At 69.8% G+C, this 18,936-nt stretch carries 14 protein-coding genes; 7 read left to right on the top strand and 7 right to left on the bottom strand.

Going from position 1 to position 18,936, the window contains the following annotated elements; genetic code table 11:
* Nucleotides 1–161 precede the first annotated feature (161 nt).
* The 3 genes from WMF29_RS18235 (at nucleotide 162) to WMF29_RS18225 (ending at nucleotide 1,660) form a co-directional block, all read left to right on the top strand.
* Nucleotides 162–614, top strand: a complete 453-nt coding sequence (locus tag WMF29_RS18235) for a hypothetical protein (protein WP_437330059.1) — start codon at nucleotides 162–164, stop codon at nucleotides 612–614.
* A gap of 52 nt (nucleotides 615–666) precedes the next feature.
* Nucleotides 667–810 (top strand): hypothetical protein, encoded by a 144-nt coding sequence (locus WMF29_RS18230; RefSeq protein ID WP_437330058.1) that lies wholly within the window; start codon nucleotides 667–669, stop codon nucleotides 808–810.
* Nucleotides 811–874: 64 nt separating this feature from the next.
* Nucleotides 875–1,660, top strand: coding sequence for a phytanoyl-CoA dioxygenase family protein (locus WMF29_RS18225; RefSeq protein WP_437330057.1), 786 nt, complete (start codon nucleotides 875–877; stop codon nucleotides 1,658–1,660).
* Nucleotides 1,661–1,706: 46 nt separating this feature from the next.
* On the opposite strand, the gene WMF29_RS18220 is transcribed toward WMF29_RS18225, so the two are convergent.
* The 4 genes from WMF29_RS18220 to WMF29_RS18205 all read right to left on the bottom strand — a co-directional run bounded on the left by WMF29_RS18220 (nucleotide 1,707) and on the right by WMF29_RS18205 (nucleotide 8,225).
* Nucleotides 1,707–2,648, bottom strand: a complete 942-nt coding sequence (locus WMF29_RS18220; RefSeq protein ID WP_437330056.1) for an ABC transporter permease — start codon at nucleotides 2,646–2,648, stop codon at nucleotides 1,707–1,709.
* Nucleotides 2,645–4,183, bottom strand: coding sequence for a sugar ABC transporter ATP-binding protein (locus WMF29_RS18215; protein WP_437330055.1), 1,539 nt, complete (start codon nucleotides 4,181–4,183; stop codon nucleotides 2,645–2,647). Before WMF29_RS18215 ends, WMF29_RS18220 begins: the two co-directional genes overlap by 4 nt.
* 7 nt (nucleotides 4,184–4,190) lie before the next feature.
* The gene (locus WMF29_RS18210; RefSeq protein ID WP_437330054.1) at nucleotides 4,191–5,213 is read right to left on the bottom strand and encodes an ABC transporter substrate-binding protein; all 1,023 of its coding nucleotides are present in this window, start codon (nucleotides 5,211–5,213) and stop codon (nucleotides 4,191–4,193) included.
* Nucleotides 5,214–5,453: 240 nt separating this feature from the next.
* The gene (locus tag WMF29_RS18205) at nucleotides 5,454–8,225 is read right to left on the bottom strand and encodes a DUF2961 domain-containing protein (protein ID WP_437330053.1); all 2,772 of its coding nucleotides are present in this window, start codon (nucleotides 8,223–8,225) and stop codon (nucleotides 5,454–5,456) included.
* 120 nt (nucleotides 8,226–8,345) lie between these two features.
* On the opposite strand from WMF29_RS18205, the gene WMF29_RS18200 reads away from it, so the two are divergent.
* Nucleotides 8,346–9,767 (top strand): ADP-ribosylglycohydrolase family protein, encoded by a 1,422-nt coding sequence (locus WMF29_RS18200; protein WP_437330052.1) that lies wholly within the window; start codon nucleotides 8,346–8,348, stop codon nucleotides 9,765–9,767.
* A gap of 8 nt (nucleotides 9,768–9,775) precedes the next feature.
* Here WMF29_RS18200 and WMF29_RS18195 read toward each other — a convergent pair whose 3' ends face one another.
* Nucleotides 9,776–10,387, bottom strand: a complete 612-nt coding sequence (locus WMF29_RS18195; protein WP_437330051.1) for a hypothetical protein — start codon at nucleotides 10,385–10,387, stop codon at nucleotides 9,776–9,778.
* 449 nt (nucleotides 10,388–10,836) lie between these two features.
* On the opposite strand from WMF29_RS18195, the gene WMF29_RS18190 reads away from it, so the two are divergent.
* Nucleotides 10,837–12,054 (top strand): vWA domain-containing protein, encoded by a 1,218-nt coding sequence (locus WMF29_RS18190; protein WP_437330050.1) that lies wholly within the window; start codon nucleotides 10,837–10,839, stop codon nucleotides 12,052–12,054.
* Between the two features lie 262 nt (nucleotides 12,055–12,316).
* Here WMF29_RS18190 and WMF29_RS18185 read toward each other — a convergent pair whose 3' ends face one another.
* On the bottom strand, nucleotides 12,317–13,552 hold the full coding sequence (locus WMF29_RS18185; protein ID WP_437330049.1) for an endo-1,4-beta-xylanase: 1,236 nt from the start codon (nucleotides 13,550–13,552) through the stop codon (nucleotides 12,317–12,319).
* A 335-nt stretch (nucleotides 13,553–13,887) separates the two neighbouring features.
* Nucleotides 13,888–14,940, bottom strand: a complete 1,053-nt coding sequence (locus WMF29_RS18180) for a LacI family DNA-binding transcriptional regulator (protein WP_437330048.1) — start codon at nucleotides 14,938–14,940, stop codon at nucleotides 13,888–13,890.
* Nucleotides 14,941–15,865: 925 nt separating this feature from the next.
* On the opposite strand from WMF29_RS18180, the gene WMF29_RS18175 reads away from it, so the two are divergent.
* Both WMF29_RS18175 and WMF29_RS18170 read left to right on the top strand, forming a co-directional pair.
* Complete coding sequence (locus WMF29_RS18175) at nucleotides 15,866–17,476, top strand: DUF1592 domain-containing protein (protein WP_437330047.1); 1,611 nt, start codon at nucleotides 15,866–15,868, stop codon at nucleotides 17,474–17,476.
* Nucleotides 17,473–18,909 carry a DUF1552 domain-containing protein gene (locus WMF29_RS18170; RefSeq protein WP_437330046.1) on the top strand — a complete coding sequence of 479 codons (1,437 nt, stop codon included), beginning with the start codon at nucleotides 17,473–17,475 and terminating at the stop codon, nucleotides 18,907–18,909. Before WMF29_RS18175 ends, WMF29_RS18170 begins: the two co-directional genes overlap by 4 nt.
* Nucleotides 18,910–18,936: the final 27 nt, after the last annotated feature.

Here is an 18,936-nt window from a genome sequence, read left to right as displayed (position 1 = left end):
CCTCCGTCGTGCCGCGGTCCGCTCATCGATCCCACGGCGACCGAAGAGCCCATGGCACACCCGCGACACGGATGTCCCCCGAGATCAGCCGCCGCGCCCTGCGAGGTTGCGGGCACACACCAGGCACACACGTTGCAGTGAGCGCTCACCGGAGGGACGAGATGCAAAACATGGCGTGGATGGTCGCGACGCTCCTGGTGGTCGGCTGTGGCGGGGCGGACTTGCCCGAGGGCTGGGAGGATGCGGAGGCGATCGAGGGCCTCACCCAGAGCGAGTGCAAGGCAGGCGCGTACGACGACACGGTCCAGGAGGCGCTCGTGGCGACGCCCGAGCGCGGCGCTGTCCGCCTCGAGTACCGCGCCGCGCAGTTCCGATGCGACCAGGAGGTGGAAGGGTTCGTCCGGATCGCCGGCAGCAGGGTGGATGTGCTCGTGCAGCCCGTGGATATGGACCCCGGGGCCGTGGCCGGGTGCGACTGCCGCTATGACATCGGTATGGCCATCAAGGGCCTGAGCAAGGGGGCTTTGGGCGTCGAGCTGTACCGCCGCTGGGACAACATCAACGAGCCGAACGATCCGAAGAAGATCGGCTCCACCGAGGTGCAGATCCCCTGAGGACGGCCGCAGGCCGAGGCTGAAGCCGTGGAGCTCGGCCGCGCGGTAAGCGATGTCGACCGAACAGCAGGCGGAGGGATCGCTGCTCGCCTGGAAGACGCCCGTGATCCGCTCCTCGCTCGCGGACGAGCTCTGCTCGACAGGCGGTATGGGAGGGCCGCCGGGCTGCGGCATGGGTCCGCCTCCCGGCGGCTGATCCAGGCGAGCCCGACCTAACCCGCTTGCCCCCTCGGGAGCGGCCATGCAGACTGGCCCGCGCCATGATCGAGCTGAGCCATCAACAGATCGAGCGCTTCATCGCCGATGGATTCGTCCGGATCGACGCGGCGTTCCCGCGGGTCCTCGCCGACGAGGGCCGCGCCATCCTGTGGCGTGACACCGGGATGGATCCGCAGGATCCGAAGACCTGGACGAAGCCGGTCGTTCGACTCGGGATGTACGGCCAGCGACCGTTCGCTGACGCCGCGAACACGCCAGCGCTTCACTCCGCGTTCGATCAGCTTGTCGGCCGCGGGCGCTGGCAACCGCAGAAAGCGCTCGGCACCTGGCCCGTTCGCTTTCCGTCGCCCCATGATCCGGGAGATACGGGCTGGCACGTCGACGTGAGCTTCGGCACCGAGAACCCCGACTTCATGTCATGGCGCGCGAACGTTGTGTCGCGCGGCCGGGCGCTGCTCATGCTGTTCCTCTTCTCGGATGTCGGCGAATCCGACGCGCCGACGCGCATCCGGGCGGGGTCCCACCTGGACATCGCGAGGCAGCTCGCGCCGGCGGGCGAGCCGGGGCTGACGTTGCGTGAGCTGGCCGCGAACGGCTTCGCCGAGACGGCGCATCGACCGCAGGTGCTCGCGACCGGCGAGGCGGGAACGGTCTACCTGTGCCACCCGTTCCTGGTCCACGCAGCGCAGCCGCACCGCGGCACGCGCCCGCGCTTCATGGCCCAGCCGCCCCTGCTCCCGACCGAACCGCTGCGGCTCGATCGCGAAGACGGCGAGAGCTCTCCGGTCGAGCAAGCCATCCGCGCGGCGCTGCGCCGGGATCCGTGAGCATCGGACACGCCGCGACGCGCAGGCCGCGCGCGGCGAAGCACCGTCAGCCCGCGGCAGCGCGTGCCCCGCGCGCGCGCCGCACGCGGTCGACGGCGACGGCGACCACGATGATCGCGCCCGTCGCGATCTCCTGCACCCAGCTGGGCAACCCGAGGTGGACGCCGCCGGTCCGGATGACCGTGATGAGCAGCGCCCCGATCACGCTCCCCGCGACGCTCCCCTCGCCGCCCGAGAGCGGCGCGCCGCCGATGACCACCGCCGCGATGACCTCGAGCTCCAGGCCGATCGAGTCGGTCGGGTCGCCCACCGTCAGCGTCGCGAACTCCATCACCCCCGCGACGCCGGCGAGGAGGCTCGACAGCGTGTACACCGCGATCTTCACGCGCCCCGTGTCGATGCCGCACAGGCGCGCCGCAGCCTCGTTGCTGCCGACCGCGAACACGTGCCGCCCGAAGCGCGTGAACAGGAGCACGGCGAAGACCAGGATCGCCAGCCCCGCCGTCACCCACAGCCCCGGCGCGGCGAGGTCGGCCGACAGCAGCGCGTCGAGCCCGCGCGGATCCGCGTCGATCTTCTGCTCGGACGCGAGCCCCTTCGCGGCGCCGCGCAGCGCGCTCATCGTGCCCAGCGTCACGACGAAGGGCACCATCCGCGCCCGCCCCACGAGCGTCCCGACGAAGGCGCCCACGAGGCCCGCCGCCGCCGCGGCGACGAGCGCCGCCGGGAGCGCCGGCACCCCCGCGCGCAGGAGCTTCGCGAGGACGACCGTCGTGAACGCGACGAGCGAGCCGGTGGAGAGGTCGATCCCGCCGGTCGCGATGACGAGCGTCATGCCGACGGCGCAGATGCCGACCACCACCGTCTGCCGCGCCATCGTGAGCAGGTTCTGGCTGCGCAGGAACGTGTCGGGCGTCAGCGCCGCGAAGAGCGCGTAGACGAGCAGCAGCGCGACGAGCGGCCCCACCCACGGCGGACGCTTCTTCACGAGGATGCCTCCAGGAGGAGCGACGCCTCGGTCCACGACGACGCGGGCCGCGGCGGGTCGAGGGTCCCCCGGCGGAGGACCGCGATGCGATCGCAGGTCGTGACGAGCTCGTCGAGCTGGCTCGACACGAGCACGATCGCCTTGCCGGCGCGCGCGAGCTCGCGGAGCAGCGCGAGCACCTGCGCCTTGCTCGCCACGTCGATGCCGCGCGTCGGCTCGTCGACGAGCAGCACGTCGACGTCCTCGCGGAGCAGCCGCGCGATCTGGACCTTCTGCTGGTTGCCGCCCGAGAGCTCGCCGACGCGCTGCTCCGGCCCTCCTGCGCGGATCGCGAGCCTCTCGATCCAGCGCGCCCCCTCCGTGAGGAGCGACCTCGGCCTGGCGAAGCGCGGAGCGCGCGGCGAGAGCCAGACGTTCTCGGCGAGCGAGCGGCCGAGCATCAACCCTTCCCCGCCGCGATCCTCGCTCAGCAGGCCGACCCCGCGAGGAGCGCGCAGCGCGACCGTCCCGCCGCGCCTGGGATCGAGCCCCGCCAGGATGCGGAGGAGCTCCGTCCTCCCCGAGCCGACGAGGCCGGCGATGCCGAGGATCTCCCCCCGGCGCAGCGTCAGCGACGCGCGCTTCGGCCGCTTCACGCCGCAGACGCCCTCGGCCTCGAGCACCACCTCGCCGCCGTCCGGACGCGCCGCCTCGGACACCGCGCACGCGCGCGTGTCGGCGCTCGCGCGCGTGTCGGCGCCCGCGCGCGTGTCGTTAAGCGCGCGGCCCAGCATCTCGCGGACGATCTGGGCCGGCTCGGTCTCGCGCGGATCGCCCTCCCCCGCGACGCGGCCGTCGCGGAGCGCCGTGTAGCGATCGGCGTGCGCGCGCACGTCCGACAGGAAGTGGGTCACGAGCAGCACCGCGAGCCCGGCGTCTCGCAGGGCGCGGACGCGCTCGAACAGGCGCGCGGCGTCCGACTGCCCCAGGCTCGATGTCGGCTCATCGAGGACGAGGAGCCGCGCCGCGAGCCGCCCGTCCTCGCGGAGGCCGCCCTGCGCGAGCGCCCGCGCGATCTCGACGAGCTGCTGATCGGCGACGCCGAGCTCCCCGCCCCGCGCGTCGAGCGGCACGCGGCCCGGATCGGCGGTGACGAGCGCGATCGCCGCCCGCGCCACGGCGCGCGCGCGCGAGCGGTCCCGGATCCCGAGCCGCGCGCGCGCGAGCGGCTCGATCCCGAGCACCACGTTGTCGACGACCGTGAGGTGGGCGCAGAGCGTCCGCTCCTGCGGGACCAGGACGACGCCCGCGCGGCGCGCCTCCTCGGCCGACGCCGGCGCGTACCGCGCCCCCCCGAGCAGGATCGCGCCGGCGTCCGCGCGCTCCACGCCGAGCAGGACGCGCGCCAGCGTGCTCTTGCCCGCGCCGTTCTCGCCGAGCAGCGCGTGGATGCTCGCGGGCGCCACCCGCAGCGAGACGTCGCGCAGCACCGGGTTCGGGCCGAACGCCTTCGCGAGGCCCGTCACCTCGAGGAGGGGCGCGCGCTCTCCGCCCACGAGCCCCTCACTCCCCGAGCCACCTGGCGAGATCGGGTCTCACGATCTCCTGCACCGCCGGGTCGTCGAGGTCCTGCCTCGTGACGACGCGCGAGCCCGTGTCGATGCGCGCCTCGACCTTCTCTCCGTGGAGGTGCGCCACCATCGTCTTGATCGCGACGTACCCCATGTTGAACGGGTTCTGCACGACCAGCGCCTCGATGTCGCCCTCGCGCAGCGCGCCGAGGAGCTTCTCCGACGCGTCGAAGCCGACGAACTTCACCTTCCTCGCGACGTTCGTCTTGCGGAGCGCCTGCAGCATCCCGAAGGTCGTCGACTCGTTCGGCGTGAACACCCCGGCGACGGCCCCTTCCGCCGCCCTCTGCGCGAGCAGCAGGCTCTCGCTCTTGTGGAACGCCGACTCCGTGGTCGCGCCGCCATACTGGTTCTCGCTCGCGACCGTGACGCCGGGCATCGCGCGGACCGCGTCGAGGAACCCCTTCTCGCGGTGCTGCGTGCTCGCCGAGCCCTCCTGGTAACGGAGCACGACGATGTTGCCGTTCTCGCCGATCGCCTTGCCGAGGTGCTCTCCGGCGAGCCTGCCGGCCGCCTCGTTGTCGGTGGCGACGAAGCTCACGTGATCGTCGCTGGCGAGATCGGAGTCGAACACGACCACCGGGATCTTCGCCTGCGCCGCCGCCCGCACCGGCGCCCTCAGCGCCGTGGCGTCGAGCGGCGCGAGCACGATGCCGGACACGCCCTGCGCGACGAAGCTCGAGACGACATCGACCTGCGCCTTGAGGTCGTCCTCCCGGAGCGGCCCCTTCCACACGACATCGACGCCGAGCTCACGCGAGGCCTTCACCGCGCCTGCGTGAACGCTCTTCCAGAACTCGTGTGTCGTCCCCTTCGGCACGACGGCGATGCGGAGGCGCGCGCCGCCGGTCGCGCCCGGGCCTGCATCCGTCGACGTCGTCGCCGATGACGACGTCTTGGAGCACGCGGCGAGGACGGCAATCGCGAACGCGCACACGACGACATGGACGCTCATGGGCGCGAGAGGATAGTCGACGGATCGCGGCCACGCTCGCGCGGGCAAGCACGTCGTCCGCGCAGATCCGTCCGACAAGCACCATCCGAGTTCTCGGCTGCACCCGGCGCAGGCAAGCTCATCCCAGCGCGACGCTCGCGTGCAGCTCGTCATTCACCCGGGTCGAACCGGCGAGCGCGCGCGCAGGTCGACCCGGGTCGGACGGCGCCGCTCGGTCAGCCCGGCGGCGCGGCCTTCGGCTCAGAGGCCGAAGAGCTCCTGGAGAAACACGCCGCCTTTCCCGGCCCCTGCGTGCGTGAAGAACAGGCGCCCCGCCTCGAGGTCGCCCGCCTCCGCCACCCACTCGGCCGCGTGGGCGCGCAGCCGGGCAACCGCATGCGGCGGGAACGCGAACGGCGAGCGCGAGCGGTAGACGAACGTGGCGTCGTAATCGACGGGATAGCTGGTGACCGTGAGGTAAAACCACCCTTTCCGCTCGAACACGAACGGCGACTCGGTGTAACCGCTGTTGCGCATCGCCGTCTCCGGCCCGAGCGTGAGCGCCATGGCCGGCGAGCTCCAGCGGACGAGATCGAGCGACGTGCGGTAGGCGACGCCGCTCAGGGGCGACTCGATCGACGCGCAGCGCGTATAGTACACCACCCACAGATCGCCGAGCCGGGCGAGCATCGGATCGCGGGCGACGCAGAACTCCTCGAAGAGCGTCCCCCCCTCGCGGCCCCAGGTAAAGCCGTCGCGCGAGCGCGCGATCCGGAAGCCGGATCGGTCGGGGTCGTGCGTGCCCACATGAAAGATCATGACCAGGCTGCCGTCCCGGTCCTTGACCATGTGCGGGGCCCAGATCCAGCGCTCGTCAGAGAGGGCGTGAATCGAGAAGCGCTCCGGCGCCAGCGTGAGGCTCGGTGAGACGGACTCCATCCAGCGCACCGGTCCGGGTCCGGGCGCGGTAGCGAGGACGAACTCGCGCTCCATGTCAGGTCGATAAGGCTCGAGGTGAAAGATCCCGGTGAGGATCCAGCGGCCGTCGGCGAGCTGGACCATCGAGTGATCGTTCACATAGAACGGCCCCCCGGGGAGGCTCCCTGTGTCCAAGATCTTCACCGCGGGCCCCTGCGTGAGCCGAGGCGCAGGAGGTCCGGAGAAGAACCGCAGCGTGTACCCCCGCTCGCTCCAGGGCGCCTGGGAGTGTGTCGCGTCGATCTCGAGGACCGGGCGCCTGCCTGCGCTGCACTGTTCGGGGAGGAGGTCGATCCAGAGCGCGTCCTCGGCGAGCGACCGGACAGGGTTCGCCTGCATCTCGTGGAGCACGCCGACCTCCCGCCCGTCGAGCCTGACGCGCGCCGTCTGGGGGGCTTTTTCCGCGGAGTACGCGCGGAGCAGCAACAGGCCGCGCGCATCGGACGGGCATTCGACCTCGATCCGGGTGATCCCGCGCCCCTCGCTGGACCAGGATCGCCGCCGGAGCTCCAGCCGCTCGGCGTCGACGGCCGAATGCACCAGCCGCCGCCTCCCGGCCGCACGGACCTTCTGCTCACCGATCACCTGATGATCCGAGAATGCGTAAGCGAGGCCCAGAGAGCGCACCCGCAGCGGCGTGTAGGCGCCGGTCGGTCCGGCCTCGATGCCGAAGCGCAGACCGGAGCGGCTCACGATGGGATCGGCCACGTGCAGGCGGTACAGCGAATGGACGAACGTCGCGTTCCTCCATCCATCCTCGGGATCGATGACGAGGAAGCGGAGCAGCCCGCTGAAGGGGTTGCTGTGCGCGCCCAGGAAATAGAAGCCTCCATTGAAGTAGTCCTCGGTGCCGGTCCCCATCTGCAGCGGGTGCGACATTCCGTCGGTCCGGATCATCTCGTCCCCCTCGAGGTACGTCCGATCGTTCGGCCGGCCGCCGCTGATCTCCTCGAGAAGCGCGACGAGCTGGAGCGGCTCATCGCTCTCGAAGAGGGGCATCGTCGTCTCGCGCCCGGGGGCCATCTGATCGCGGAATTGCGCGATCAACCGCACACCTCGGCGGGCGGGCGCGAGGTCGACGGCCGCTTCGACCGCCGCGATCTCCTGCCCGGGCGCGGCCTCGAGCGAGAGCACCTCCCCTTCGGCCAGCGGGATCGGCAGACGCGTCGCGAGCCTGCCGGCCCCCGCGGCGTCGGGTGTCCACGCGGCGTGCAGCGCGCTCCGGAAGGTCGTCCAACCGCCGTCGGCGTCGGTGCCCGAGCTGGCGAGGCCGAAGAAGAACGACGCTGGCACGGGCGGCTGTCCGCCGATCCTCACCGAGAGGTCGTTCAAGCTCCCCGCCGGGATCCGGACGTCGACCCCTGATACGGTCGCGGGCCCTGTCGCCAGGACGAGCGGCGCGCTGGCGCTCAGGCTCTCCCGGCGGGACGGGGCAGGCAGGGTGGCTGTCCAGTCCTCCGTCATGAACCGCGAGAGCGCCTCGGGCGTCGGTCCCGACGCGGCCCCGGGGCCCTCGCGGTAGGTGACCTGGTAATAGATGGGAACGCCCCGGAAGCGGACCTTGGCCTCGCTCGACCAGGCGAAGGGGACGTAGCTTGTGTATGCGCCCGAGCTCGCGTCCACGTCGAGCACGAGAGGCGATTTCCAGGGGCCCCTACCCCCGAAGAAATCGCCGGGCGACCCGCGGAACGCCGTGTGTCCGTCGACCTCGATCCATATCTCCTGGTCCGGCCTCTCGAGCTCCGCGCGGGGGGCGGTCATCCAGATCCGCGCGATTCTCCCCTCCCCGCGGGCGTGGAACAGGACCTGGTGATCCCCCTCGAGCGCGACCCCCGGGCGATACCCATCGTCGTTGCCACCTGCGGGGTCATGCGTGGTCACGCTCCGAGTGATCCACCCCGGATGAAAGGAGAGGAGATCCTCCAGCACCGGCGTGATCGACGCGACGCCCGGCGCGATGGCGAGGGACGCGCCGAGGAGATGGCGGGCCGCGCTCGAGACGAGGCGATCCAGGAACGCGCCCGCGCCGCGCCCATTGAGGCTTCCGGTGTTCATGATCGAAACCTAATGGCGCGAACAACGCCAGGGGAGCGGGCTCGGCGAGGCACCTCCCTTGCACGGCCGCGAAGCGAGAGCGTGCGCGACGCACCGTTCGCACGCTCGAGGGGGTAATTCATGCGCACCCGCTGCGATCGACGCCCTGTCGAAGGCTTGCCCAGCATCGGGCCCCGCGCATGCGCGCGCGGGCTCCTGCTCGCGCTCCTCTCTCTATCGCCGCTCGCGGGCGCCGGCGACGCGCCGCGCTGCGCGCTCGCCGCTCCCCTGGAGCAACGGGACGCCCCGGGAATGTCCCCGAGATCGCGCATCCAGCTCGATCGCGCGGCATACGCCGAGCGGCTCCGCGCGATGTGGATTGGCGCGTGCATCGCCAACTGGACGGGGCTTCGCACGGAGGGCGTCCGCATCCAGCGCCCCTTCTTCACCGATGCTGACTGGGGAAAGCCCCTGGGGCGCGACGGGGCGCCGATCGACTTCGTCCTCCTCGACCCCTGCCCGGCCGACGATGACACCGACATCGAGTATGTCTATCTCCACCTCATGACCGAGGCGGGGACGCTCTTCCTCTCCCCCGAGCAAATCCGGGACGGATGGCGCGCGCACATCAACGATTTCATCTGGGTCTCCAACCGCAGGGCGCGCGATCTCCTCGAGCGCGGCGTGCTGCCCCCCGCGACGAGCGATCCAGCGCTCAATCCGGACGCGCTCCAGATCGACGCCCAGCTCACCACGGAGATCTTCGGCGCCCTCGCGCCCGGCATGCCGGGGCTGGCACTGCGGATCGCCGACCTCCCCATACGGACCACCGCGCGCGATCACGCCGCGCACGCCGCGCAGTTCCATGTTCTCCTCTTCTCGCTCGCGGCGACAGTCGATCTGGAGAAGCCGCGGCGACAGGAGATCGTGCGCATCGTCCGTGAGGCCAGGAGCTACCTGCCGGACGAGTCCAAGGCAGCCGATGTCATCGACTTCGTGCTGTCCGCCTATCTATCGACCAGCGATCGCGCCGACTGGGAGCGCGTCCGCGATGCCATTGCGGATCGCTACCAGGAGCGGGCCTCGGCGTACGGATTCGTCTATCGGGGGTACACGGAATCCGCGATCAACCTGGCGACCGCGACGCTGGCCCTCCTGTTCGGTGAGGGGAGCTTCCGGCGCACCGTACAGATCGGCACCCTGTCCGGCTGGGACTCCGACAACGGCACGGCGACCATGGGCTCGCTCGTCGCGCTCATCGGCGGGATGGACGAGCTGCGCCGCGCCTTCCCTGGCGCGCGCCTCTCCGACCGTTATCATATCCACCGCACGCGCCCCACCCTGCCGGACCGGCTTCCGCAGGATCCCGAGGCCGAGGACACCTTCACGGATGTGGCGAGGAGGATGGCCGCGCTTGTCGACCTCGCCGTGCAGGAGGGAGGCGGCCAGGTCGAGCCGACCCGGTGGGTCCTCCCTCGTCGCCCCCGCGACGGCACAGGAGCCAGCGCGCGCGCCACACCGGGCTCCGAGCCTCGGCCCCGCGCTCCTCGCTCGGCGAGATGAGCTGGCGCTCAAGGCGCCTCGGGCCAACCCGTCGTCGTGAACGTGCTGTTCACGGTCATGCTGTGGACGTTGCGAATCGTGCCGTCGATCAGCCGGAAGAAGTGCGCGTCGAGCAGCCCGGAGCGCTCGCCGCCGAAGAGCACGATGCCCACCGAGACGGAAGCCTCCACGTCCGCGAGGTAGCGCCGGTTGCCGATGGTGACGCCATCCGGGATCCCGACGGGACACGGAGCCGTCGCCTGGCCGCCCTCCAGGCGCTCGCAGCCCTCGCCGAACGGCGGCTTCACCGACTTGTCGCTGAAGACGTCGAAGTAGGCCTTGGCCGCGGCGAGCAGCTGTTCCCGCGTGCTGCGCTGTTCTTCAGGCAAGACGTCCCACGTCTGATCCTTCGAGTCGAGGTACCCCTGGGCGTCGAACAGCCAATCGCCATCCCGCGTGATGATGGCCTCGGCCTCCGTGATGCCGCCGGACTCGACCTTCAGCCTCAACCCCATGATCACGTCCACCCCGTCTTCCGGGAGCACGACCTCGGACATCGTTCCACATTGCTCGGTATCGACGAGGTACCGGTGCAGCTTGACCGGTCCAGCGGTCTTCCAGAGGCCCTCTCCGATCGGCACCTCCTCGGTATTCTCTGTGTACTTTGCGCTCGAGTTCTCTCCCAGCTCGCCGCAGCGCGATCGGGGCAATTCGCCACGTGGATGAATCTTTGGGTGTGGTCGATTTTCCAGCGGACGACCGGATCGCACGCGAGCTGCTCATAGCGACCAGCGCGTGCAGCGTCGCTGCACGATGAAGACCTCCACCGCAAAGAGCTACGGCGACATTTCTGACATCCCGATGAGGTCGCGACTCGACGCTGCGTCTTTTCAGACCGTATCCCGCGCAAAGATCAGCGTCATCGACTATACTCGTCGTCGATCCCGGGGCTCCGGCGAGGCATGCACTGGAAATTTCCGCCTCTGGAGACCTCACGTCGCTAACTAACTTCGTGCCCGCGGACCGTGCTGGCACGCGTTCGAGAAGGAGTCGGCTCATGAGATTGCCTAGGATAGCCATTGCATTGCCAATGGCGGCTTTGATCGGCGCGGGGTGCGGAGGGGCCAACGATGGCAGCGGGGACAGCGCTGGCTCGCAGAGCAGCACCGGCGCCGGCAACAGCTCCGGCTCCGGCTCCGGCTCCGGCACCAGCAGCAGCACCGGCACCGGCATCGACGACACCTTCGGCGGAAGCGGCGTGGGCTCGAGCGGGAGCTCCGGCACGACCGGCAGCAGCAGCGGGGGCTCGACGGGCGCGGGGGAGGCGTGCGCCACCCAGTCGTCCCAGGCCGGGTTTCAACAGGTGTACCTCGTGTTCGCGTTCGACGTATCGGCCAGCATGACAGCGAGCGACGTGGAGTGGCGCAGGAAGGACCTCAAGTGGGATCCCGTCGTGGCCGCGACGAAGCAGTTCTTCCTGGATCCCGCGTCCGAAGGCTTCAGGGCGTCGCTCACGTTCTTCCCGGGCTCGGCTCAGGCGACCCAGGCGTGCCAGGCCACCGGCTACTCGACGCCGAACGTACCGATGACGCCGCTTCCCTCCCCGGCGTTCGGCGCGGCGATCGATGTCATCGAGCCGGAGATCAGCGAAAGGCTCTCGTGGCGCACCAGCACGCCGACGGCATTCGCGGTCGAAGGCATCGTCGCTTACATCGAAGCGCAGCGCCAGCAGAACCCCGGGAAATATGCGATCGTGCTCGTGACCGACGGCTATCCGGAGGGATGCCGGCAAGGCGGCAACGCGCTCGCGGACGTCGTGAGCAACGTCGAGGCCGCACTCTCCAACAACATCTCGACCTTCGTGATCGGGGTCGACAGTCCGCAGGGGGAAGGCGCGCCGCCCAGCCTCACCAACCTGCACGAGATCGCGGCTGCGGGCGGCACGGGAGAGGCGTCGATGCTGAACACCGGCGACCCCGCGCAGACGGCGGCCGCGTTCAAGACCGCGATCGATAAGATCCGCGGCGCCGCCGTCTCGTGCACGATCCCGATCCCGCCGGCGCCCGACGGGAGGAGCTTCGACAAGCAAAAGGTCAACGTGACCTACACGAGCGCCGCGAGCAACACGCCGACGACGCTCACGTACGATCAGGCCTGCTCGGCCGCAGGCACATGGCGCTACGACGAGCCTGCGAACCCGACGGCGATCATCCTCTGCGACGATACCTGCGCCGTTGTCCAGGCCGACGTCGAGGTCTCCCTGGGCGTCGACTTCACCTGCGAGGACGTGCTCCAAGTGCCCCAGTGATCGCCGACGCTCGCTGGCCGACACGGCTCTTCGCGACGACGCGCCGGCCAGCTGATCGTCTCCCGGTGCGCAGCCGGCGAGTGGCTACGCCTCACTCGCCTGCCTGGCGCCCGAGCCCGTATCAAACGAATCTACCCCCCGCTCCAGGCCAGAGAGACGGACGCAGACCTGGAGAGAGCGCGCCGGCACCCGTGCGAGATGCAGGCGCGCCCGAGCTCCTTCGGTCGAGGGAGCTCGTCCAGCTCAGCGCGTCGGCTCCCCGTCAACCACCACGATCCAGGAAGTCCATCAGCCACTGCATGGCCGGCCGCATGGTGCCGTTCTCCTGCTGGAGGCCGGTGCCGTTCCTCCACGTCTTGCCGACGATGTAACCCCACAGGGTGATCCCCGGGATCTTGGGGTGATTCCAGAACATGGTGAACTGCTCCTCCATGATCTGCTTCTGCCTGCTGTCGTTCGTTTCACCGATGTCGTACTCGGTGATGTACACGGGCTTGCCGAGCTCGGCGAGCGAGTCGATGTACCCCTTGACCGTGTTGGTGTTGATCTTGAATGCGTCGTGCGCCTGCGCGCCGAGGGCGTCGACCGGGGCGCCCGCGTCGATCACCTTCTTCGCGATGTCCTTGAAGTGCCTGTGCTCGTTCTCGTACTCGATGTTGTTGTAGTCGTTGAGGATGAGCTTGGCGTTCGGGCAGAACTCGCGAGCCCACTTGAAGGCGTTGACGATCCAGTCCCAGCCGCTGGCGCCGTTGCCGCCGAGGCCGGCCGTGTACGAGGGCGTGGTGTGGGGCGGCGGCTCGTTGACGACGTCGATGTACTTCGTGTCCGGGTAGCGCTTGCAGAACTCCTCCATCCAGCTCCGCACGGCCTTCTTCTGCTCGTCCGGCGAGAGGCTCCCGACCCAGGAGGGTTGCTGGCTGCCCCACACGAAGACGTGGTGCTTGAAGATGATCTTGTTGTCCTGCGCGTACTTGTAGGTCCTGTCGAGCGAGCTCCAGTTCTTGTTCCCGCGGCTGCTCTCGACGGAGCCCCACTTGCCCTCGTTCTCGGGCGTGATCTGGTTCCAGTACTTCGCGAAGCCGTCGCGCACGGCGCCGCTCGTCGTGATGTTGCCGACGAACTTCCCCTCGGGCTCGGCTCCGCCGGCCCCCGTGGACGCGCTGGTGGACGCGCTGGTGGACGCGCTGGTCGAAGCGTCCCCGCCGCCGACCCCCGTGGTCGCGCCGCCGGAGGTGGCGCCGGTCGGCGCGGAGTCGCCCGAGCCGCTGCTGGTGGCAGGGCCGACGCCGGCCGTCGTGCCGGCGCCGGAGCTGCTGTTCGTGCTGTTGCTGGAGCTCGTGCTGACGCCGGCGCTGGTGCCGGTGCTCCCCGCTCCGCCCGAGCCGCCCACGCCGTCGTCAACCCCCTCGCCCCCATCCGCGCATCCAAAGAGGGTCGCCATTCCGAGCGCGATCCAGGCCGTGCTGCACAGCAATCGAGAAGAACGCTTCTTGTTCATGTTGGAGTTCCGCAAGTCGGACGATTGTCGTTGGTGAAGCTGGGAGCGGGAAAGCCGAGGGGCGGCGGCAAGAACGGCAGCGCCCACGCTCAGCGATACGCACGCCGTGCAACTCGCGACGGATGATTCCCGCCACGCCTGGAAGTGATCACGACACGCGCGCGAAGCCTGCTACATCTCAACTTCCCAGCTGAGAGGAAACGTGCATCGACAGCGCATGTTGCAATCATGAAGCAACTTTGCGCTTCGAGCGGCAGCCCAGCTCGTTATCCCTGGCTTGCCCGCTGACGGCCCGGTCCGTGAACACATCACGGAGCCGGTACGGTAGAGCGGTCTCAGCGGCGCCGGGGGACGGCCGTGCTCTTGCGCACAACGAGCTCGGTCTCGACCACGACCCGCGACCACGAGCGCTGGCCGCTCTCGATCTGCCCGAGCAGGACGTGGAGGCACCGGCGCCCCAGCTCGGAGAAGTCCTGGCGGACCGTGGTGAGCGGCGGCGTGAAGTAGGCCGCCTCCGGGATGTCGTCGAAGCCGACGATGCTGATGTCCCGCGGCGTCTCGCGCCCGCTCTCGTGGAGGAAGCGGAGGAGGCCGAGCGCCATCTGGTCGTTGGCCACGAACACGGCCGTCACGCCCGGCGTGCGCGTCAGCTGCGGGGCGAGCTCGTAGCCGGAGCGCGCGCTCCAGTCGCCCCGCAGGAGCGGCGGGATCTCGGCGCCGGCCGCCTGCAGCGCCGAGCGCCAGCCGTCGATGCGCTGGTCGGCCTCGAGCCAGTCGGTCGGGCCGGCGATGTGCCACACGGTCTTGTGGCCCAGATCGAGCAGGTGGCGGGTCGCGGACGCGGCGCCCTCGTGCTGGTCGACCGCGACCACCGGCACCGAGTCGTCCGGACCGCCCTCGACCGCGACCACCGGCACATCGGAGGTGACGTGCCGCAGCGCATCTACCGCCGACCGCTGCGGGGCGATCACGACGATGCCGTCGGCCCCCTGGTCGCGCAGCCGCTGCACGGCCTCCAGCACCGGCGCTCGGCTGAACGACTTCAAGCTGGCGATGCTCACGCCATAACCCGCGTCGTGCGCCGCCTCCTCGAGCCCCAGGAGCGTCGACGCCGGACCGTAGAGCGTCGTGTCGAAGCTGACCACACCGAGCGTCCGCGACCGGCCGGTGACGAGCGCCTGCGCCACCGAGCTCGGCCGGTAGTCGAGCTGCCGGATCGCATCCAGCACCCGCTCTCTCGTGTCGCGGCGCACGTGGGGGCTGTCGTGCAGGACCCGCGAGACCGTCTGATACGAGACGCCAGCGAGCTTGGCCACGTCGACCATGACCGCCGCCCGTCGCCCGCCGCCCCTTTTGACGCGGCGCTCCGGAAGAGATTTGTCAGCCATCGGCGCGAGAGGATAGTCGCGGACCGGTCGATTGGAACGGAGTTCTTCAGTGTGAGCGTTCACATACTGGTCGGAGTTCTTCATTTCACTCGGCTTTCGCGTCACTGGACGGGTGCGCGCCTGGGATCGTCGCCATCGGGATCGAGCGCGGCACCGACGCTGTTCGTCGTCGTAGAAGCCATTCCCGGTGGGCCCACGATCGATCCCGCAGATTTCACGCCGGCTCTCACATCTGGCCTATGCGAACGGCATGCCGGCCGCCGCCGGCAGGCGTGGCCCCGTCGATCAGCTCCACAGCCCGGCCCCTCCTCCCCTGCAGGGCGGGCTTCGGAGGAACGCCGCTGGCGCTCGTACTCAACCGGTTCAGAAATCGTTGGGACACCAGCCGATTCCAGTTGACACGAGAGATGTGAACGCTCACAATTCGGGGAACACCCTTAGGCATTGCGCCCGCTAGGTCGTCGTCGTACGTCTATGCAGCGGGGCATTCGTCATCGATGTCAGCGCGGGGAGAGGCGGCGGGTCTGACCTGCTGCGCCGTGCGCTCGCCTCACACGCCATGGCCAACCAGGGTCGGCCCGCGCGGCAGCGGCGGTTCGTGAAGGTGTTACGCGGTGCGGCGCCAGATCATCTAGCGCAGCCCCGGACGTCAGCAAGGCACTTTTTCACACAAGGGCGGACTCACAGGAGGGATCGTGTGAAATTATCTTCTTTATTGGCCACCGCCTTGGGGCGCGCGCCCCGCAAAGCGCCGAGGTGGCTCGATGGCCGAGGTCGCGCAGCAGGAGCCATGAAATCTTCCACTCACGATAGCGGCCCGAACGCCGCGTGTGATCGATGGAAGGTGGAAACATTCACTCACAGCGGGGCGGCCTCCCGGCTGCTGCGAGCGGCCGCGTGCACTTCGCTCCTCGTTGCAGGGTGCGTGGGTGATATCGGCGGCAACTCGAGCTCCTCGGGCGTCTCCTCGGGCGCCGGCGCGAACCCGACGGGCGGCGGCACGAGCTCCTCGGGCGGCGGAGACGCCGTGTGCAACCCGCGGCTCGAACGACGGGTCGTGCTGCTCGCCGACCTGCAGTTCATCAACGCCATCCGCGGTCTCCTGGGGGACGAGGCCATCGAGGCGGAGCAGGCGCCGGACGCGCGGACGAAGCCGTTTGCCAAGAAGGGCCTTGTCGTGGGGACCTCCCTTGTGCATACGCGGCTCGCGAGGGCTGCCTACGCGGCCGAGAGCATCTCGGGGCGCTTCGAGCAGGTGACGGGGTGCGCCGCCGACGGAGACGACGCCTGCGCCAAGACGTTCCTGACGAAGTTCGCGCAACGGGCGTTCCGCCGGCCCGTGGAGCAGGCGGAGCTCGACAACCTGTGGTCGGTCTATGCGCTCGGGAAGGAGACGAGCTACGAGCGGGGCGTCTCGCTCGCGCTCGAGGCGCTCATCGCGTCCCCCTCGTTCTCCTACCGCACCGAGCTCGGCGGCGACGCGGACGGCGACGTGGTGAAGCTCGCCGCGCACGAGGTCGCGAGCGAGCTCTCGTTCTTCTTGACGGACAGCCTGCCGGACGAGGAGCTCGCCGCCGCCGCCGACTCCGGGGCCCTGAACGATCCGGAGGAGCTGGCGCGCCAGGCCGAGCGCCTCCTCCAGAAGCCCGAGACGCGCAGCAGCCTGAACACCACGCTGATCGCGGCGTGGGGGCTCAGCAACCTCTTCGGCACGGTGAAGGATCCAGGGCTCTTCCCCGAGTACACCCCCGCGCTCCAGGCGAGCATGTTCCACGAGACCGAGCTGCTCGTGGACGACCTCCTGTGGAACCGCGGAGCGGACGTGTCGGAGCTGCTCACCACGAGGGAGACGTTCGTGAACGCCGTGCTCGCGAAGGTCTACGGCGTGGAGCACACGGGATCGAGCCCGGAGGAGTTCACCAAGGCCGAGCTGCCGGCCGACGAGCGCGCCGGGATCCTCACGCAGCCCGGCCTGCTCGCGGCGCTGGCCCGGACCGACAACACGAGCGTGGTGGCGCGAGGGCTCTTCGTGCGCGGCGCCCTGCTCTGCCTCGGGAAGATCCCGTCGCCCCCGGAGTCGCTCTCGGACGCGATCAAGGAGCTGCTCGAGGCCGACATGACCGAGCGCGAGCGCGCCGACGCGCGCGCCGCGAACTCCACCTGCGCCGCGTGTCACGCCCAGTTCGACGCGTTCGGCCTGCTGCTCGAGAACTACGATCCGATCGGCCGGTACCGCGACACCCTCGATGGGGAGCCGATCGACGCGCGCGTCAACCTGGGCAACATCGCCGAGGTCGCGGGGAGCTACACGAGCGCCGTCGAGTTCGCCGAGGCCGTCGCGCAGAACGACGGGTTCGCCGCCTGCATCACGCGGCACCTGCTGACCTACGGCACGGACGATGAGACGCTCGGGGTCCGCGACTGTCAGGTCGGACGCGTGATCAATGCGCTGCCAGAGGGCCAGCGGACGCTTGCCAACGTCGTGAAAGGCATCGTGACGTCGCCCGCGCTGACCGAGCGCGCCAAGGAGGAATGACCGTGGGCTACAACCTTTCTTATGGATGGTCTCGCCGCCGCTTCCTGCAAGGCATCGGCGCCGCCGCGGGTCTCGTCACGGTGCTCAAGGGCCTCGAGTCGGCCGCGGAGGGCGCGGCGCCCCCGAGGCGCCTGCTGATCGTGCAGCGCCCCGTGGGCACCGTGTACGAGAACTACTGGCCGCAAGGCAACGGGACCAACTTCACGCTCTCCCGCATCCTGACCCCGTTCGAGGCCATGAAGTCTCGGATGGTCGTGATGCGCGACCTGAAGCTGCCGCACGAGGGGTCCGTCGGCGGCGGCCACGAGCGCGGGACGGTGCTGATGTGCACGGGGACGCGGACCAAGCAGCTGTACCCGGGCAACGGCGGCGACGATCCGATGGCCGAGGCGCCGAGCATCGACCAGCTGCTCGTGAAGCAGTCGGCCGAGCTCCAGGGCACGCCCATCGCGTCGCTCCAGGTGTCCTGCGACAACCGCGCCGACACGCCCGAGGTGTCGACCCGCCACATGTCCTATTCGGGCGCGCGGGCGCCGATGACGCCCTACTACCAGCCGCAAGAGGTGTACCGGCGGGTGTTCGGCACGCTGATGCCTGGCGGCCCGACGAACGACAACCTGGATGCGCTGGCGCGGGCGCGCCTGCAGAAGAAGAGCGTGCTGGACTTCGCGATGAAGGACCTGAAGCGCCTTCAGAGCCTCGCGCCGAGCTCCCAGCGAGAGGCGCTGGAGGGGCACGCCGCCGCCATCCGCGAGGTGGAGGCGGAGTTCGACGCGGACCCGAGGGATCCCGCGACCTGCGGTATGCCCCAGGAGCCCGAGGTCATCCAGGTGAGCGGGCACATCGATCCCTACGGCGGCTCGCACGTCGTCTCGGAGCGCGACGACGTGAAGCACGCGCGCATCGGCGCGCTCCACTTCGCCGTGATCAAGGCCGCGTTCCGCTGCGACCTGACGCGCGTGGTCACGTTCCAGTGGTCCCCTGGCACGAACCACGTGAGCTTCGGCGAGCTGTGGCCCCCCAACTCCTCCATCTTCAAGGTGCACCACACAACGAGCCACGATCCCGATACGCCCGACACGCTCGAGTTCCTCACGCGGGTGGAAGAGTTCTACGCCGGCTACGTCGCCGGCTTCCTGAAGGAGCTCGCGGAGACCAAGGACGTGACCGGCGGGACGCTGCTCGACACCACGCTGGTCCCGTACATCACGGAGGTCGGCACGCGGCATCACAACTGGGACAAGATGGCGTGGGTGCTGTTCGGCGGCGAGGGAACCAAGCTGCGCGGCGGGCAGGTGTGGAACAACGGCAACCGCGGCGGCCGCTCCACCAACGACCTGTGGATGGCGATCGCGGCCTCCTTCGGGGCACCGGATCTCGTGATGGGGGACAAGGACCAGCGGACCTCGGCGATCGAGGGGCTGTTCGGGTGACCGTGGGCCTCGGAGATCGGATACGGT

It is taken from the genome of Sorangium sp. So ce381, assembly GCF_051473845.1.
Lineage (GTDB): Bacteria > Myxococcota_A > Polyangia > Polyangiales > Polyangiaceae > Sorangium > Sorangium atrum.
This window is presented reverse-complemented; position numbering and strand designations above follow the sequence as displayed.

Excerpts from the sequence above, each read along its gene's own strand:
- WMF29_RS18235 (WP_437330059.1), top strand. The coding sequence starts at position 162 with ATGCAAAACATGGCGTGGATGGTCGCGACGCTCCTGGTGGTCGGCTGT.
- WMF29_RS18230 (WP_437330058.1), top strand. The coding sequence starts at position 667 with ATGTCGACCGAACAGCAGGCGGAGGGATCGCTGCTCGCCTGGAAGACG.
- WMF29_RS18225 (WP_437330057.1), top strand. The coding sequence starts at position 875 with ATGATCGAGCTGAGCCATCAACAGATCGAGCGCTTCATCGCCGATGGA.
- WMF29_RS18210 (WP_437330054.1), bottom strand. The coding sequence starts at position 5,213 with ATGAGCGTCCATGTCGTCGTGTGCGCGTTCGCGATTGCCGTCCTCGCC.
- WMF29_RS18205 (WP_437330053.1), bottom strand. The coding sequence starts at position 8,225 with ATGAACACCGGAAGCCTCAATGGGCGCGGCGCGGGCGCGTTCCTGGAT.
- WMF29_RS18200 (WP_437330052.1), top strand. The coding sequence starts at position 8,346 with ATGCGCACCCGCTGCGATCGACGCCCTGTCGAAGGCTTGCCCAGCATC.
- WMF29_RS18190 (WP_437330050.1), top strand. The coding sequence starts at position 10,837 with ATGGCGGCTTTGATCGGCGCGGGGTGCGGAGGGGCCAACGATGGCAGC.
- WMF29_RS18185 (WP_437330049.1), bottom strand. The coding sequence starts at position 13,552 with ATGAACAAGAAGCGTTCTTCTCGATTGCTGTGCAGCACGGCCTGGATC.
- WMF29_RS18180 (WP_437330048.1), bottom strand. The coding sequence starts at position 14,940 with ATGGCTGACAAATCTCTTCCGGAGCGCCGCGTCAAAAGGGGCGGCGGG.
- WMF29_RS18170 (WP_437330046.1), top strand. The coding sequence starts at position 17,473 with ATGACCGTGGGCTACAACCTTTCTTATGGATGGTCTCGCCGCCGCTTC.